The organism is Sphingobacterium sp. NPDC055431, assembly GCF_053644255.1.
In genome coordinates, this window is sequence record NZ_JBSHLH010000005.1 from 130,302 (window position 1) to 148,182 (window position 17,881).

The following is a 17,881-nucleotide window of genomic DNA, read 5'->3' on the forward strand; positions in this document are numbered from 1 at the left end:
TTAAAGATATAAAAAACTTTCATTTTTCTTTTCAATCTGTAAATCTCTACAATAATTCTAAATCTATGTAGTAATACCTTATGCATTTCCTATAAAAGCCCATTTCTATTTTTATGAAAAGGCTGAGCGCTGGCAAGAACTGCCATGATTCAAAAAAAGCGCTGATTTCTCAATCAGCGCTTTTTATTAATATATCTCTACCAGATATGGAACCCTAGCCTGCACACCCGATTGCTGACTGATCCTTTTCAGTTCCGTCAAATATTTTACGTAGTCCCCCATCTCATCTTCTAACATCCACATCTTTATTTTATCCCTCGAAGTAGACCATATCGAAGCAAAAGGATCTTTCGCTCTTGGATACTCCGAAACTCTATAATTCTCGATTTTTGCTTTCTTAGCAGCCGCAAGAATAGCTTGGTCCAAGGTCGCTAAACGGTCCACCAATTTCAATTTCACAGCTTGTTCACCGGTCCACACTCGGCCTTGACCAATGCTATCAACATCTGCTACTTGCATTTTCCTTCCATCAGCCACACGCTTCAGGAATACTTGGTAAATCTTATTAACGCCACCCTGAATGATTCCTTTTTCCTCTTCCGACAATGGTCTGTCCATATCCACATCCATATCAGCAAACTTAGAAGTCTTCACCGCATCGAAATGGATGCCTAATTTATCATTGAATAATTTTTGGAAACTTGGAATCAATCCGAATACACCAATTGAACCTGTTAGGGTTGTTGGATCGGCAAAGATAGAATCCGCAGCAGCCGAGATATAATAACCTCCAGAAGCAGCATAATCACCCATGGATACTACTACAGGTTTCACTTTCTTTGTTAGATCGACCTCTCTCCAGATGGATTCCGAAGCCAAGGCAGAACCTCCCGGAGAATTTACGCGCATCACAATAGCCTTAACCTTATCATCCTGTCTCAATTCCCGTAATTCCCTAGACAATTTATCTCCACCAATCTGTCCTTCTATACCTTCACCATCAATGATCTCTCCATAGGCATATAATACAGCTATACGATCGCCACCTGCTTCGCCAGCACTTGCTTTGTTATTATAATCTAATAAGGAAACTACTGGAATATTTTTTTTCGCATCAATACCCAACTTGTCCTTGATTTTAGAAATCACTTGATCTTTGTACAACAGATCTGTAACAAATCCATATTTCTTGGCATCTTCCGCTTCACGGATCAAATAACCGTTTGCAATGCTTTTTAAGCTATCTGTTGATATCTTTTTAACAACCGAAATATCGTTCAGGAAAGTACCATAAATACTGCTTAGATAAGAATTCACCTGCTCCTTATTCGCCTCGCTCATACTATTGAGGATAAAAGGTTCAACCGCACTTTTATAAGTTCCAACTTTGAGGACTTGCATATCGATTCCCAATTTATCCAATGCCTCTTTATAAAACATGACCGAAGTAGCCAACCCTCTGAAATCAAGGTTCCCTTGTGGATGCAAATAAACCTCATTAGCCACAGAGTTCAGGTAATAGCCTTTTTGGCTCATCACGTCACTATAGGCTACAATAAACTTATCCGAAGTCTTAAAGTCCAAAAGTGCCTCACGAATGGCTTTCATCGTTGCGAAGCCAGTCCCTACACTTGTCACATTAAGATAGATTCCCTTGATGTTATTGTCTGTTTTTGCTGCTTTTATCTTTGAAACGATATCATTCAATCCAATGGATTTAGACCCCGAATAGCCCGGGATATCCAGACCTTCAAATGGATTTGCTTCTGTTTTTTCTGTGATTGCATGATTTAGGTCGATTAACAGAACAGAGTTGCTAGCTGTTACAGTTTCACTCTTACTGCCCACCGAACTGATCATCATCCCAATGATCCCCATCAGGATAAAAAACATTAATATACTACTGATAATAATACCTGTAATGGTCGCAAGTACGTATTTAAAAAATGATCTCATATAATTTATTTAAGTAGTGTCCGTAAATTTAAGCTATTATTCCGATTATCATAAAACAATTCATATATTAAACTCATGAATAAAGTTTACCTACTTTTAGGGGCAAATATTGGTAATCCCAACAAACAACTAGAAGACGCAAAGGTTGAAATTGAAGACAGAATTGGAAAAATCACACGGCAATCCAAAATTTATGAATCCGAAGCTTGGGGCGTAGAAAACCAACCGGTATTTTTAAACCAGGTGATCTTGTTGGAGACTGATTTCTCCGCAAATAAAGTCTTGAATGAAATCTTGAAGATTGAAATTCTTTTGGGCAGGATCCGTGGACAACGCTGGGGATCAAGGATCATCGATATTGACATTCTATACTATAACGAAGACATTATACATACCGAAGACCTTCAAGTCCCTCATCCATATATTCAAGAAAGAAACTTTACCCTGATACCCCTCGTAGAAATAGCTGCCGACTACTCCCACCCTATTTTTAAGAAATCTAACAAGGAATTGCTGGAAGAATCAACCGATCAACTGAATGTAAAAACAATCTAACATGAACCATTATTCCATTATTAACCCCGCCTCTATCCAAGAGAACATGATGAACAACATCGAGGTCATCAAACAGATGATCCCTTTATATCTTGGTCAGGGAGTAGAAGATTTTAAGGCTTTAGAAGTCGCGATTGAATCTCAGGACCATTCAGACATCAAATCAAAAGCGCATCATATCAAGCCGACCATGCAATACCTAGGTGCTACGGATTTAAGGATGAAGTTCCAGGATCTTGAGGACAAAGCTGCCGGCGAAGAACCGATGGCAGACATCCTGGATCTATTTGAAAACATCAAAAAGGATTTCCATTTAGCCATGGCTGAATTGGAAGATTATCAAACTAAACTTCACTAATTTCTTTCTCGGAGGCAAAATGTATTTTTGAAAAAACAATATAAAGAACCAAGATAATTGGTAAAGCTAAAAACTTCAAGATTACCAATAACACGACGCTGATAATAAGGAAAAGGTATTTGTATTTATTGACAACCCAACTCAAACTGCTCAGTTTCATAGAGAATAATTTTATTTCCGACACCAATAGCAAACTGGTCAGGATAGCTATGCCCAATAAAAGCCAAGTGTTCTTTAAGGCAGGATAATCTTGGAGGATAAAAGGCAAGGAAACTATAAAAAAGGTATTCATTGGCGTATTCACACCAATGAAATCCGTGCTCTGTCTCGTATCAATATTGAATTTTGCCAATCTTAAAGCCGAAAATACGGTAATGATAAAACCTAGATAAGGAAGGTATTCATTCGAACTGGTATCTTTTAGTAGTGTAAAGATTATGGCTCCCGGTAAAAACCCAAAACTAATCACATCAGCCAAGGAGTCCAATTCCTTTCCAATCAACGATTTGACATGCAATGCTCTAGCTGACATACCATCGAAAAAGTCAAAAATACCCGAAGCTAATACACAGTAAAAAGCCAACATATACTCTTGGTTCAGGACCATGACAGTACCGATGCAACCTGAAAAGAGGTTTAGGGAAGTGATCGTATTTGGAATGTATTTCTTCATAAAAAAAGCCATCTTTTCGCAAAGATGGCTTAAAAATATCAATTTATGATGGCTTTTTAGCCATTCATGCTAATTAAAAATTCTCCGTTGGATTTAGTTCCACGCATTTGGGTCAACAAAAATTCCATTGCTTCTTGCGAGTTCATGTCGGCAAGGTGGTTTCTCAATACCCATAGGCGTTGCAATTCATCACGGTCAACCAATAGGTCATCACGTCTTGTGCTAGATGCAGTAAGATCGATGGCAGGGAAGATACGTTTGTTAGACAATTTACGGTCTAATTGTAGCTCCATATTACCTGTACCCTTGAATTCTTCAAAGATTACCTCATCCATTTTAGAACCTGTTTCAGTCAATGCTGTAGCTAAAATCGTCAATGAACCACCGTTCTCGATATTTCTAGCTGCACCGAAGAAACGTTTTGGTTTATGAAGTGCATTGGCATCCACACCACCGGAAAGGATTTTTCCTGATGCTGGAGCAACAGTGTTATAAGCACGTGCTAACCTGGTAATGGAATCCAATAAGATAACCACATCATGGCCACACTCTACCATACGTTTTGCTTTTTCCAATACGATGTTGGCAATTTTCACGTGACGGTCAGCAGGCTCATCAAAAGTCGATGAAACAACTTCTGCACGTACGCTTCTTGCCATGTCTGTAACCTCCTCTGGACGTTCATCGATCAATAAAATGATCAAGTAAACTTCAGGATGGTTTTTGGCGATCGCATTGGCAACCTCTTTCAATAAATTGGTCTTACCAGTTTTAGGCTGTGCAACGATCAATCCACGTTGTCCTTTACCGATTGGAGTGAAAAGATCCATAATCCTTGTCGAGTAGTTGCTCGGACCTAGATCCAAATTCAATTTCTCATCAGGGAACAATGGTGTCAAATAATCAAAAGGAACACGGTCTCTTACTTCAGCTGGGTCTTGACCATTGATGGCCTCAACTCTCACCAAAGGAAAATATTTCTCGCCTTCTTTCGGAGGACGGATACATCCTCTTACATTATCTCCAGTTTTCAATCCAAATAACTTGATCTGTGATTGAGAAACATAGATATCATCCGGAGATGTCAAATAATTATAGTCTGAAGACCTTAAGAAACCATAACCATCGGCCATAATTTCCAATACACCTTCATTAATAATTACGTTGTCAAAATCTGTTGGAGTGGAAGCTTTAGAAGAAGGTTCAGGAGAAGGAGTAGTTGTGGATTCTGTGGGAGTAGATTCTGCTGCTGGTTTGCTAACAAAATCCATTTTCGTTTCCTCATCATCGGCTGCCACTCTGTTTCTACCTACTGCTACAGGTTCTGCAGCTTTCACTGTACGCACTCTTTTTCTTGTTCGCTCTGCATTGGCTTTATCCGAATCAGCATCAGAAACTTCTACAGTTTGCTCTTGCTGAGACTCTTTGGCTATTTCAGAAATACGATCAATTAACTCTTGTTTTCTAAGCTTTTCAGCATCAACAATGCCTAGAACTTTCGCAATCTCGCGCAATTCAGACACGAGCTTCGTATTCAATTCATTAATATCCATTAATATTAAAATATGATTTTTAAGGATTTTTACTTTTTTTGAAATATATCTCTCAGCTAATACATAAATTTCATATGTCTTATTGGGTAACTAAATCTTTTATAGAGATTTTATACTAGCGTCCCGAAAGATAAATTAAGAACCGCCACAAAGAAAAAAAGAACTATTGTAATTTCAAAAGAAAATCAGCACTTTTTTTTATTTATAGTTTATTATATAACGTTAAGTAGCAGTAAAATGTTTTAGCAGCTGCCGAAAAACTTTAGAAATCAAAAAAAAGTTCTTTATTTGTACGATTAAATCATAAAGTTAGACATTTTTTTTATGAATAACCAACAAACAAACACCAATTACCCAGCTCTTTACACCTTAATCGTGGTGTTTTTTTTCTGGGGATTTATCGCAGCTGGAAACAGTGTATTTATTCCGTTCTGTAAAAATTACTTTCACTTAGATCAATTTCAATCTCAACTTATTGATTTTGCTTTTTACTCGGCCTACTACATTGGCGCTCTTCTTCTCTTTATTTTCGGAACCATTTCTGGAAAAGACCTCGTAGGAAAATGGGGCTACAAGCGAAGTATAGTCTATGGCCTTTTGTTCTCGGCATTAGGTGCCGCAGCAATGATCGTCGCTGTAGAAGTCAATGTGTACACGGGAATGTTAATAGGTCTATTTATTGTTGCATTAGGTTTCTCCTTGCAGCAAACCGCAGCAAACCCATTTGCAGTGCTATTGGGCGACCCTAAAACTGGGGCATCTCGGGTGAACCTGGGGGGCGGTATCAACTCTTTCGGTACCACTATCGGACCATTGATCGTTGGATTTGCACTATTTGGTACCTTCGAAACCATTTCCGATGCTGAAATCGCTAACCTTCCCCTAAACAAAGTCGTATACCTTTATATAGGTGTGGGTCTTCTTTTCGTATTGGCAGCTGGTTTATTCCATTTCTCTAAGAAAGTTCCGGCAGGTTTCAACCTGGAACAGATGGAACCCGCTAACAAGGCGAGGACAACATTGATCATTATGACCATTTTGTTGCTATGTGCTTTTATCCCTGTATTTACCAGTTACAAATCTGACACTGCCCTTCATATCCTAGACCTAAAGGAACAAGCGGCTAACAACAATAACCAAGAGCTTTTAGCACAGATTAAAGACCTTTCACATGGTTTGGAAATCAAACGTATGCTATGGTTACTGGGTGCTTTGGCCGTAATTGTTTTCGGTCTTCTGTTCTCTTATAATAGTGCCAAGAAAAATCCTGAAGGTTGGGGAGCCATGAAATATCCACAATTGGTTTTGGGTATGTTGGCCTTATTTATCTATGTAGGGATTGAAGTTGCTATCGGTAGTAACCTAGGTGAACTTTTGACTTTGGAAGAATTCGGCAACCTGCAATCTTCGCAGATTACTCCATACGTTTCCATGTACTGGGGCGGTATGATGATCGGTCGATGGGCAGGCGCGATTACAGCGTTCAACTTGACAAAATCTAAGAAAAAATTACTTACTATTATCGTTCCTGTCATAGCTTTCACCATTATTATCGGTGTGAATTCACTTGCTGGATTCGACATGTCCGTTCTATACTATTTCATTATCTGTGTGGCATTACAGATCGCTGCATTCTTCTTGAGTAAAGAAAAACCTGTCCGTACCTTGATCATTTTCGGAACTTTCGGGCTATTGGCCATGATCGTTGGTTTGATGACATCAGGCACGGTAGCAATCTACTCCTTCCTAGCTGGAGGTTTAGCTTGTTCTATCATGTGGGGTTCCATCTTTAGTCTTTCCATCGTAGGATTAGGAAAATACACCGAACAAGGTTCGGCATTCTTGGTGATGATGATTTTAGGTGGTGGTATCATCCCTCCTATCCAAGGAAAGCTTTCGGATATCATTGGTATTCACAACTCTTACATTGTTCCAGCGGTTGGTTTTATCTACATCATCGTCTTTGCGGTACTGGTTCGCAAATTCTTGTCTAAACAAGGAATTGCAATTGACGAAATTGAGGCCGAAGGAGCTCACTAATGCTAAACTAATTGTAAAAAATACACTAAGTATTTTTCGCGCTAAAATAATTTTAAAAACCTTATAACCAAGCAGTTATAAGGTTTTTATTTTTAATCAAGGCCCTAACCTTCCTAAATTATTTCAATATATCAAATAAAAATTCTTATTTTTATTAATAAATACCGTATTTTGGGATTTAAACTTAGAACAATACCATTGTAAAACGAAAAAACAAGTTACTTTAAAACTAAATTTATAAATAATGATAATAATTGCAGATGGAGGGTCTACAAAAACAAACTGGTGTTTGCTAGATGATAACAACAAGAAGATTTACTTCAACACCGAGGGTTATAACCCATATTTTGTAGATAGCGAATACATTATTGCATCCCTTAAAAAAGGACTACCTCAAGATATTCCATTTGAAAAAATCAGCGAGGTAAATTATTATGGTGCTGGTGTACACAATGAAGAGAAGGCAAAAATTGTCGAAGATGCGATCCAGGCAGTGTTCCCAAATTCTAAAGTTGAGGTTGGTCACGACTTATTAGCTGCTGCACGCGCTTTATTAGGTACTAACCCTGGTTTTGCTGCAATCCTTGGAACGGGTACTAACACTTGTATATACGACGGAAAAGACATAACTCACAATATTGATTCAGCTGCCTACATCCTAGGTGACGAAGGATCTGGTAGTTTCATCGGTAAGAAACTTTTGGTAGATTTTATCAGAGGTCTAATGCCTAAAGATGTTGCTGAGGCATTCTTTAATACTTACAAACTTACTCCTGATGAAATCATGGACAACGTATACACAAAACCTTTAGCTAACCGTTTCTGCGCTAGCTTCAGTAAATTTGTATACGACAATAATGTAAATATTGAATACACTCGCAAAATCGTTGACGATGCTTTCGAAGCTTTCTTCAACAACCTTGTGAGCAAATACCCTGATTACCAATCTTACACTTTCAACTGTATCGGTTCTGTAGGTTACAACTTCAGAAACGTACTGGAAGAAAAAGCTACTCAATATGGAATGAAAGTTGGAAAAATCTTGCGTTCTCCTATTGACGATTTGGTACAGTTCCACATCAACAGATCAAAAAGCGTTGCTTAACCTATAGCAGCCTGAACATAAAAAAGCCCAATTGCTAGCAATTGGGCTTTTCTTTTGATATATCTCTTTTAGAGCTCTACCGACTCACCGATCTTTGGCAAGGCCAAGTACACCTCTGACTCGTTAAACTTCTTCTTTGCTTCCTCATGATTAATCGTAATTGGAGGAAAAGAATCATAATGTATTCCGATCACATTATTGCAGTTCACAAATTCAGCTGCAATCACGGCATCATCCACATCCATGGTATAATGGCCACCAATAGGCAACAAGGCCCAATCAATCTTATGGCGTTCCAATAACTTCATTTCCATGGTCAACGCAGTATCTCCAGCAAAATAAATGGTTTTGTCTTTCAAAAAGAACACATAACCTACCGGAAAACCTGCATAAGCACCATCTGGAGTGCTATTGCTATGTGCGGCATAAACCATCTTCACCTTCCCAAAAGGAAGGTTCAAGGTTCCACCCAGATTATATTCGATTACTTTATCATCGGGTACCCCTTGTTTTCTCACCCATGCAGCTGTTTCTACAATGGTTGCAACAGTGGCCCCACTTTGTTGTTGGATACTGAACATGTCGGCCACATGGTCTTGATGGCCATGGCTCAGGAAAATGTAATCAGGATTGATCTTACCGATATCCACAGCCTTCGCCAAAGGATTATAACTGATGAATGGATCCATCAAAACCTTGGTCCCATCAAAATCAAACTCCACACATGACTGTCCGTAATATGTTGCTTTCATTTCTCTTTTATTATTTACCAAATAAGTTGCCTAAACCTCCTAATCCACCTAATAGGTCCTGTGAGGCTGCTTGCATTTCAGTTTGACTGATACTTTCAGCCTGAACCAAAGCCTTATTCAAGGCAACAACCATTAGCTCTTCGATTTCCTCTTTTTCTGCATCCTTAAAGAATTCAGGGTCGATCTGAATTTCTTTGATCTCCTTATTCGCCGTGGATATTACACGGACCTTGCCGCCCTCTGCTTCTCCCGATACGGAAATATGATCCAATCTTGCCTTGATCTCCTGTGCCTTTTGCTGTGCTTCAAATAACTTATCAAACATAAATACTCCTTAAATTTTAAACCCCAAATTACAAATTATTTATGAATCTCGACAATTGCTTGGCTCTTTTGAGCAGCTTGTTTACCTTTGTAGGATAATTGTCTATCATAATGATTCAACTAAAACACTATTCCGCAATAGCAAACGAATTACAAGAGTCTGAGCCCGAAAAATTCGAGCAACTTGAAGAAGAAATCAATATCATTATCCATAAATTAAAGTTCATCCATATTGAAAACCGACCGATGGTCGAAATTGTGGACCTTTCAAAACCTACCACAGACCCAACTTATATCGAAGAACTGAGCGAAATCGCTGGAGCTCAGAACAACCCCTTGGTAAAAGAGCCTGAAAACACCGAAATCCTGATCTTTATCAACGACAATCCTGCTTTCCTAGGAACACTGCCAGATTTATTGAACGAGCAATACAGCGACTATAAAGCCGTTAAAAACAACAATGTCTTTATTATTCAAAAGCCTGGTTTTGGAAAACGCAAAGGAGACTTTTTATTGGATACAGAAATATTCGCTGAAATTATCCAATCAAAATATTTTGTATATGGACATGAAGGAAACCATTGGATCAAATTTGATCTTTTATTCTGAAAACTCCATAAAAAAGGTCGCTTCTTGAATTAGAAGCGACCTTTTTTATTCGAACTGAAATTATATATATTTCTTTCTTAAGATAGCATAAAGCTTATCCACAGTCTGTGGTTTTGAAGCCCAGTTATTCTTCAGCGAATAGTTAGACTGCAAAAAGGCATCTGCTTCTGCAAAATTGTCAAATCTGTTCAGGAGTTCAATCGCTTCAGAATAAGCTAAGCTATAGCCATTGAACAGGTCTTTAATAAACAGGAGTTTATCATTTAGGCTCACTGCAACCTTAAGGTCTGCAATGCGGTCACTACTTTTATCTTGGGAAGTATTGAACTGATTTGCATTGGTCAATCCAGCCTTTTTTTGTTGCTGGATCAATTCGTTCAATGTCAATGGACGGCTAGGTTTAACTTCCGCCTGTTTTGCCAAATCATTCAAGGAAACGACCTCTTCCGGTTTATCTTCCTCAATCTCGATTTCCTTCTCTTCGATTACGACCTCGTTAACGGTAGGTTCAGCATCAGCTTTCACTTCCTCCCTGTTTTGCTCCTCGACATTCTTTTTATCTTCTTCAGCTTCATCTGCAGATGCTACTGAAGTATAACCTGAAGAGGCGGTATGGACAGGATTGGATGATATATTGAAATTTTTGAAATCAGATACTTCTTCAACGGGTTCAGCTTCTTCCTTCTCTTCTTCCCTAGCCTCAGCCTCTTTTGGATCTTCTACCAATTCCTCTTCCTCATCTTCTATTATTTCCTGGTTTTCCTCGTTCGATTCCTCTGCATAAGTGGTCGATTCCGGTTCCTCTTCATCATATTCCTCGACAAAAGGTTTCCTTTCAGTTTCAGGTTCTACGGCTTCAACTTCTTGGATCTCTTCTTCCACCGGTTGCTCATCAGCCTCATGCTCCTCGTGTTCGATCGCTGGCGTAAAGGTTTTTTCCTCTTCCTGCACTATCCCTGCACTCGCAGAAGCCAATAAATGAGTCGGTTGAGTCTGTAGCGATGCTAAGGCTTCGATATGTGCTGCCAAGTATTTCGCCTGAGCAGCCAACAACAATATATCTGCTTTTTTGCCTGCTAGATTCTTCTTGTCTAGCCCTGCATAATGCTCATTGATTTCTACCAAAAGATCCCCAATTTTCCCTAAAATATCCTGATCTGAATAAGCCATGTTTTATGTGTATAGATTGAAATTAATTCTATTATTAAATGTGATATAAAAAAATAAACAAACTGATTGACACCTCGTTTACGCTTTTATCCTATCTCCTTAAACCAAAAATAAGATTAAATTTCGATATTCGTAAGCTATATTAGCTAAGAATTTCATATTATATGAAACTTCTGAAATCAGGTTTTTAGAATAAAGTTTTATCAAAATGATGTTGTTTTCTGAACATAATTTCCCCAACAGAAGAGGTCCCATTGGTAGTATCGAAGTGATCTGTGGGTCTATGTTTTCTGGCAAAACGGAGGAACTGATCCGTCGGATGAAAAGGGCTCAATTTGCTAAACTTCCAGTAGAAATTTTCAAACCTGAAATCGATGTGCGTTATGGCATAAATGAAGTCGTTTCCCATGATAGCAACTCCATTCCATCCACGCCAGTATCGCATTCTTCAGCCATCCTGCTCTTAAGTGCCGATACCAAGGTAGTAGGAATCGATGAAGCCCAATTCTTTGATGAGGAACTCCCTAACGTCTGTGTAGAATTAGCAAACCGTGGTATCCGAGTGATCGTTGCAGGGCTGGACATGGATTATCTAGGGAAACCCTTCGGACCCATACCTAGCCTGATGGCCATTGCCGAAGATGTAACCAAAGTCCATGCTGTCTGTGTTAAATGCGGCGCTCCGGCTAACTACTCCTACCGTCTCCAACAAAATGAATCCCGTGTCCTTCTCGGTGAAAAAGAAAGCTATGAACCTAGATGTAGGTCTTGCTATTTTGGATTAGATAGGAATTAGACATAAGACAATAGACATAAGACAATTGTCCATCCCTAAATAGGGTTGACCGTTTTTATACTTTTCTCATTTTCATCAAATATTCTCCATCTCTGCCATAAGTTGAGCCAAGATAACCCGTCAGAAAGTTCTTTTGTCTGATGTCTAATGTCTTGTGTCTAAATCTTATAAAAACAAAAAAGACGCCTTGGAGCGTCTTTTTGTTTTTATAAGATTTGTGATGTTATCACCTTATCAAGTGGTGTAACTTTCGAACGGTATCGGTGTGCTAGTTTACCATCTTTTCCGATCAGAAATTTCTCGAAGTTCCAATTGATATCACCTTTGAAGTCTGGATTTTCGGTTTCTGTTAGGTATTTGAATAAGGCAGTTTGCTTATCACCTTTTACATCTACCTTTTCAGAAAGGATGAAGTTCACCCCAAAATTCTTTTCACAGAACTCAGCGATCTTTTTATTGTCTCCGTATTCCTGGTTTCCAAAATTATCAGAAGGGAACCCGATAACCACCAGTTTATCTCCATATTGTTCATGTAGCTCCTGAAGCTCTTTATACTGCTTCGTGAACCCACATTTAGAAGCGGTGTTGACTATCAAAAGTTGTTTTCCTTTGAAATCAGCGAGATCTACTTTCTTTCCATCAATGGATGTGAAAGAAAAGTCATATACGGTAGGCTGTTGGAACAGCATAGTATAAAACATTATCATGGCCATGATCATAATCTATATATTTTTAAAGTTGAACATTCAGCTCTCTGTCCACTACATAATGGAACAGCTCTTCAATTGGGCTACTCAATATCTTGCCCACACGAACACCATGCAAAGAACATACCTCTCTTAGGTGAATATCAAAATAATAGGCAATTCTCCCAACAAAATGACATTCAAATTCCCAAAAGTTCGGGTATGTCATGATATTGGTCCTTACAAATTCGTCAAAACCATTTCTCAGGAGATTATCGATATAGGGATGTTGTCTATTCTGTCCCATAAATTCGGCAAAAGATGCCAAATAGGCATTGGGTCTATCCCTTTGATACACATTCTTGATGATGATATCTTTTGTGATGTGATGCGTCTCCTTAAAGATCCTTGCCAAATCCCTTGGCATGGTCTCATAGAGATAGGCAGTAATCAACTGTTTTCCAAACCAGGCACCAGAACCCTCATCCCCAAGCACATAGCCATTACCATGCAAACTTGCCGACAGTTTCTCCCCATCATAGAAACTGATATCAGAACCAGTTCCAAGATTGGAAATCAATCCTTTTCCAGCTCCAAAGGTTGCATAGGCAGACCCTAACAGGTCGCTTTCAACAGAAATAAAGGAGGATGGAAAAATTTGGGTCAGGGCATTGGATACTAATTCACGGCGGTCAGGAGTAGAACAACCTGCTCCAAAAAAATAGACCTCATGAACTTCTTTTATATATGGGATAATTTCGGGAACCTCAGTCAAAATTGCCGCAATCTCCTTCTCGCTTACGAAGAAAGGATTTAAACCTTTGGTACTGAAACGTAATGGTTTGCTATCTGGAAGATGGAGCATCCAATCTGATCGTGAGGATCCGCTATCTGCAACTAAAATCATATGCTACTAAATGTCATCATCTCAAATATACAAATTCCAAGAGAATAAAAATCGTTTTCTCGATTTAAACAAAAACGAGTATTCGACATTAAAATCCACCCCTTTGACAGGACCAACCGGATAAGATTGCAAAAGCTCTAGACTGTAATATTATTGTGAAGGTCCTGCATTAGATCGATCTTTCTCCAATGAATCTGCAAGCGATTCTTATCTTTAACCTATAAATTATTACCTAATAAAATTATGAAGAACTCAATGAACCTCATCCGGTTACTGATGTTTTCCTTTGCTTTTATTCAGATGGTATTTGCCCAACAAATAACCAGTCCGAAAGAGCACTTTGGATTCCAGATTGGTGATGACTACCAATTGGCAACATTTACTGAAACTGAACAGTATTTCAAAAAATTGGACCAACAATCTGATCGATTGTTATACACGGTCATCGGCAAGACCGAAGAAGGCCGTGACCAATGTATGCTGATCATCAGTTCTCCGGAAAACTTAAAAAATCTGGAAGAATTCAAGAACATCTCGACAAAACTTGCCCATGCGGAACTGTCTGAAGAGGAAGCTAGTGCACTGGCCCAAAAAGGCAAGAGCATCGTTTGGATTGATGGTGGCCTTCACTCCAATGAAGTGGTAGGAACACACCAGCTTATCCAAACTGCCTACCTGCTGGCTTCATCCAACGACCTTGAAACGAAGAACATCCTGGAGAACAGCATTGTCCTCATGGTGCATGCCAATCCAGATGGGCAAGAGTTGATCTCTAACTGGTACATGCGTGAAAAAACTCCTGAAAAAAGATCGGGCAACTATGTCCCTGTCCTTTACCAGAAATATGCAGGACATGATAATAACCGCGACTTTTTTATGCTGAACCTCAAGGAATCCCAAAACATGGCTAGACAGCTGTTTGTTGAATGGATCCCTCAGATTATGTACAACCACCACCAAACTGCACCAGCAGGTGCCGTGGTAGCAGGCGCACCCTATAGAGATCCGTTCAATTATGTATTTGACCCAATCTTAATGTCTGGAATCGATGCCTTGGGAGCCGCAATGTCTTCTAGGTTGAATGCCGAAGGCAAACCCGGATATACGGCAAAAGACGGTTCGGTATTCTCGACCTGGTATAATGGTGGCCTGAGAACGACCACCTATTTCCACAACATGATGGGACTGTTGACCGAAATGATCGGCAACCCAACTCCATTCGAGATCCCACTTGTTCCAAACCGCTTGATTCCGAATAATGACACCCAAAACCCGGTGATTCCGCAGGTATGGCATTTCCAACAATCAATTGATTATTCCGTATCCTTAAACTACGCAGTCTTGAACTATGCCAGCCGCTATAAGGATGAAGTCCTGTACAACATGTTCAGGATGGGCAAGAACTCCATAGAGCGAGGTTCTAAAGACTTCTGGCCACTTTCACCTAGCAAGGTAGCTGTAATCGATACAGCCTTTCAACAAGCCAAGAGAAAGGACCCTAAAATCGAGAACAACCGCGAAGCAGAAAGAAAATTATTGGGCAGCCTCTTCGAGAACAAATCCCTTCGTGACCCTCGCGGATTTATTATCCCTGCGGATCAGGCTGATTTTGTAAAAGCTACTGATTTCGTGAATGCATTGATCCAAAATGGTATCGATATCCAACAGGCAACAGCGGACTTCACTGTAAACGGCAAGAAATATGCAAAGGATTCCTATATCATCAAGACTGACCAAGCTTTCCGTCCACATATCTTAGATATGTTCGAGCCGCAAGATCACCCTGATGATTTTCAATATCCAGGAGGCCCTCCAATTCCGCCTTATGATGCTGCAGGCTGGACATTGGCTTACCTGATGGATGTAAAATTCGACCGTATCCTTGAGGACTTCAATGGTCCATTCCAATATTTGACGAACGGAAAGGTCATCCAATTGGCAGAACTTGCAAAACCTAAAGGTAAATACCTAAGACTTCCCGCAACAATCAACGAATCCTTCCGCGTAAGCAATGACTTGCTTAAACAAGGAAAGAATGTGTGGCGAGATGAATCAAATGGGGATATCTATGTTGAAAACAATGCGAACGTGAAATTGATCTTCCCTGCGGAGGCCAGCAATAGCTTACCAAAACAAAACAAGAAGATCAAACCTCTACGAATAGCGCTATGGGATACTTATGGCGGGAGCATGCCTTCCGGATGGTTGAGGTTCCTGATGGAAAAATATCACTATAATTTTGAGGTCATCTATGCACCAGATATCGACAAGGGTAACCTGAATGCAAAATATGATGTCATTATCTTCCCTGGAAATTCTATTCCTAGGTTCAATAGCAATCCAAATGCATCTTCCTACTATGGACGTATGCCAGCAGAGGCTCCAGAAAATATCCCTTCTCCATTTAAAGAAAGATGGGGTCGCTTGACCGAACAGAAATCAATACCTGTATTGAAATCATTCTTGGAAAACGGAGGTAAAATCGTAACGATCGGAAGCAGTTCTGATTTGGCTGAACATTTGGAATTAGGTGTAGAAAACCATTTGGTAGATGCCCAACACAAGGCTTTAAAGAGAACTGAGTTTTATACCCCTGGATCTGTTTTGACAGCAAAAGTTGCAAAAGGATCTGCCAGCACTTGGGGCTATAATGATGAAATAGATATATATTACAGCAACGACAACTTGTATAAGATCAAAAATACCAATATCAAACCATTGATGTGGTTTGATTCGGAGAAGGTCCTAAAGAGTGGGTGGTCATGGGGACAGAAATATTTGAAGGATGGAGTTATTGCATTTGAAGCGCCAGTAGGCAAAGGTAAACTGGTATCTTTTGGAAATGACATTAATTTCCGCGCGCAAACTCATGGAACTTTCAAGCTATTGTTCAACCAGCTGCAGTAAGTTAAATAAACATAAATTTTAAGGTCATATCTCCACAGATATGGCCTTTTCTTTTTATTTGTAACATAGGCTGCTGTTCTAAATCCATTTTTTTTGTGGATTTGCAATTGACCTTATTCGAGACATATTCGGAATTTTCGCAAAATGTCTAAACCAGTATACCTTAATTACTCGAATCATTCTCGAATGAGACCCGAATGAGACCAAGAGAAAGTGACAAGAAGAAAAAGAGGAAACGGAAGTAAGCAGGAGGGATTTTTTAGGCCAGGAATAATATTGGTGGTGAACCATAAAGAAAGGCAAAGAATATTAGTTCATTGCCTTTCTTATGTTAATTATCTTTTAAATATCGTTATTCGCTGCCTCGATCAATTCGGAATAGAAAGCGGTTTCTGTACGGCCATCTGCTCGGACCTGTTGCGGAATAAAGCTTTGTGCAGTTTGACCAGGAATGGTATTGATCTCAATAAAATAGAATTTATCGGTGTCATTTTGGATAAAGAAATCCACACGGACCATACCTTTACAATTCAATCGGACATAAACTTCACGGATAATGGCATCTGCCCTATCCTTTTGTTCTTTGTTAAGGTCGGCAGGTGTGATCTCTTGGGTCAACCCTGGTGTGTATTTGGCTTCAAAGTCAAAGAATTCCCTGGTCGTGATCACCTCTGTTGCCGGAAGCACCTGAAGCTCTCCTTTGGAGTCCCTAAAGATCCCTTGGGAGAATTCTCTACCTTTAACAAACTCTTCGACCAAAACTTGCATACCGGTTCCTTCTGCATCATATGCTTCATCTAAGGCCTTAGGAAGTTCCTCCCAAGTATTGACCTTGTTCATTCCGATACTGCTACCTCCAGCATTTGGTTTTACAAATAAGGGAAGAGTTAATTTTTCTTTGACCAGGTCGAATGCCTTTGGTCTGTCGATATCAAATAAAAGAACCGATTTTGCGACGTTCAATTCTGCAATGTCCTGGATAATAGCCTTGGTATAACCCTTGTTCATGGTCAAGGATGAGGTCAAAGCGCCACAAGAAGTATAAGGCAATCCAACCATATCTAAATAACCTTGTAACCTTCCATCCTCGCCCGGGCTACCGTGCAAAATGATAAAGGCCACGTCAAAACGTAGCTTTTCGTTATTTATGTTCAAAGAGAAATCTTGACGATCAATTTCGTGTTTTTGGCCGTTCTCATCCGTATAGGCCCAGCTATGCAATGTAATATCAATAAGATACACATCGTATTTTTCTTTATCGATTTGGGAATAAACAAACGCTGAACTTTTATAGGAAATTTCAGCCTCTCCAGTATAACCACCCGTAATTAATGCTACTTTAGTTTTCATATGTAATAATCGAGAAGCAAATATAATTTGAGATACGAGGAAAAACGAATATTTTTGCCTTTATATTAGCAGTATTTGCGGGAATTTGTAAAATTGGAATTAATATTGTTAATAGGATATTCAAAAAAAACACATTAATA

16 protein-coding genes are annotated in these 17,881 nt (G+C 39.3%); 7 read left to right on the forward strand and 9 right to left on the reverse strand.

Annotated elements, in window-relative coordinates; translation table 11 throughout:
* Positions 1–186 precede the first annotated feature (186 nt).
* Positions 187–1,956, reverse strand: a complete 1,770-nt coding sequence (gene sppA / locus ACWIB3_RS07230) for a signal peptide peptidase SppA (RefSeq protein ID WP_454291265.1) — start codon at positions 1,954–1,956, stop codon at positions 187–189.
* Positions 1,957–2,031: 75 nt separating this feature from the next.
* On the opposite strand from sppA, the gene folK reads away from it, so the two are divergent.
* Positions 2,032–2,511: a 2-amino-4-hydroxy-6-hydroxymethyldihydropteridine diphosphokinase gene (gene folK, locus ACWIB3_RS07235; protein WP_185214116.1), complete on the forward strand. Its 480-nt coding sequence runs from the start codon at positions 2,032–2,034 to the stop codon at positions 2,509–2,511.
* 1 nt (position 2,512) lies between these two features.
* Positions 2,513–2,869, forward strand: coding sequence for an Hpt domain-containing protein (locus ACWIB3_RS07240; protein ID WP_185214117.1), 357 nt, complete (start codon positions 2,513–2,515; stop codon positions 2,867–2,869).
* Here the strand turns inward: ACWIB3_RS07240 and pssA are convergent.
* Both pssA and rho read right to left on the reverse strand, forming a co-directional pair.
* Positions 2,856–3,542, reverse strand: a complete 687-nt coding sequence (pssA, locus tag ACWIB3_RS07245) for a CDP-diacylglycerol--serine O-phosphatidyltransferase (RefSeq protein WP_237219515.1) — start codon at positions 3,540–3,542, stop codon at positions 2,856–2,858. The two genes, ACWIB3_RS07240 and pssA, sit on opposite strands and share 14 nt — an antisense overlap.
* A 56-nt stretch (positions 3,543–3,598) precedes the next feature.
* Positions 3,599–5,095: a transcription termination factor Rho gene (gene rho, locus ACWIB3_RS07250; protein WP_185217615.1), complete on the reverse strand. Its 1,497-nt coding sequence runs from the start codon at positions 5,093–5,095 to the stop codon at positions 3,599–3,601.
* A gap of 324 nt (positions 5,096–5,419) precedes the next feature.
* Here rho and ACWIB3_RS07255 point away from each other — a divergent pair, with 324 nt between their 5' ends.
* Complete coding sequence (locus ACWIB3_RS07255; protein WP_185214120.1) at positions 5,420–7,135, forward strand: MFS transporter; 1,716 nt, start codon at positions 5,420–5,422, stop codon at positions 7,133–7,135.
* A gap of 244 nt (positions 7,136–7,379) precedes the next feature.
* Positions 7,380–8,240 carry an N-acetylglucosamine kinase gene (locus tag ACWIB3_RS07260; protein WP_185217616.1) on the forward strand — a complete coding sequence of 287 codons (861 nt, stop codon included), beginning with the start codon at positions 7,380–7,382 and terminating at the stop codon, positions 8,238–8,240.
* A gap of 68 nt (positions 8,241–8,308) precedes the next feature.
* Here the strand turns inward: ACWIB3_RS07260 and ACWIB3_RS07265 are convergent, their stop codons facing one another.
* Together ACWIB3_RS07265 and ACWIB3_RS07270 are read right to left on the reverse strand one after the other, a co-directional pair.
* The gene (locus tag ACWIB3_RS07265; RefSeq protein WP_454291266.1) at positions 8,309–8,992 is read right to left on the reverse strand and encodes a metal-dependent hydrolase; all 684 of its coding nucleotides are present in this window, start codon (positions 8,990–8,992) and stop codon (positions 8,309–8,311) included.
* A gap of 10 nt (positions 8,993–9,002) precedes the next feature.
* Positions 9,003–9,317 (reverse strand): YbaB/EbfC family nucleoid-associated protein, encoded by a 315-nt coding sequence (locus ACWIB3_RS07270; protein ID WP_454291267.1) that lies wholly within the window; start codon positions 9,315–9,317, stop codon positions 9,003–9,005.
* Between the two features lie 110 nt (positions 9,318–9,427).
* On the opposite strand from ACWIB3_RS07270, the gene ACWIB3_RS07275 reads away from it, so the two are divergent.
* Complete coding sequence (locus ACWIB3_RS07275; RefSeq protein ID WP_454291268.1) at positions 9,428–9,925, forward strand: hypothetical protein; 498 nt, start codon at positions 9,428–9,430, stop codon at positions 9,923–9,925.
* A gap of 60 nt (positions 9,926–9,985) precedes the next feature.
* On the opposite strand, the gene ACWIB3_RS07280 is transcribed toward ACWIB3_RS07275, so the two are convergent.
* Positions 9,986–11,095 carry a hypothetical protein gene (locus tag ACWIB3_RS07280; RefSeq protein WP_454291269.1) on the reverse strand — a complete coding sequence of 370 codons (1,110 nt, stop codon included), beginning with the start codon at positions 11,093–11,095 and terminating at the stop codon, positions 9,986–9,988.
* Between the two features lie 211 nt (positions 11,096–11,306).
* Here ACWIB3_RS07280 and ACWIB3_RS07285 point away from each other — a divergent pair, with 211 nt between their 5' ends.
* Complete coding sequence (locus ACWIB3_RS07285; RefSeq protein WP_185214148.1) at positions 11,307–11,891, forward strand: thymidine kinase; 585 nt, start codon at positions 11,307–11,309, stop codon at positions 11,889–11,891.
* Positions 11,892–12,097: 206 nt separating this feature from the next.
* Here ACWIB3_RS07285 and ACWIB3_RS07290 read toward each other — a convergent pair whose 3' ends face one another.
* Complete coding sequence (locus tag ACWIB3_RS07290) at positions 12,098–12,610, reverse strand: glutathione peroxidase (RefSeq protein WP_374670585.1); 513 nt, start codon at positions 12,608–12,610, stop codon at positions 12,098–12,100.
* Positions 12,611–12,623: 13 nt separating this feature from the next.
* Entirely contained in the window at positions 12,624–13,484 is an 861-nt protein-coding gene (locus ACWIB3_RS07295; RefSeq protein WP_185214126.1) for an N-acetylglucosamine kinase, read from the reverse strand.
* A 243-nt stretch (positions 13,485–13,727) separates the two neighbouring features.
* Here ACWIB3_RS07295 and ACWIB3_RS07300 point away from each other — a divergent pair, with 243 nt between their 5' ends.
* Positions 13,728–16,391, forward strand: a complete 2,664-nt coding sequence (locus ACWIB3_RS07300; RefSeq protein ID WP_454291270.1) for a M14 family metallopeptidase — start codon at positions 13,728–13,730, stop codon at positions 16,389–16,391.
* 342 nt (positions 16,392–16,733) lie between these two features.
* Here ACWIB3_RS07300 and ACWIB3_RS07305 read toward each other — a convergent pair whose 3' ends face one another.
* The gene (locus tag ACWIB3_RS07305) at positions 16,734–17,741 is read right to left on the reverse strand and encodes a D-alanine--D-alanine ligase (RefSeq protein WP_454291271.1); all 1,008 of its coding nucleotides are present in this window, start codon (positions 17,739–17,741) and stop codon (positions 16,734–16,736) included.
* Between the last annotated feature and the right edge of the window lie 140 nt (positions 17,742–17,881).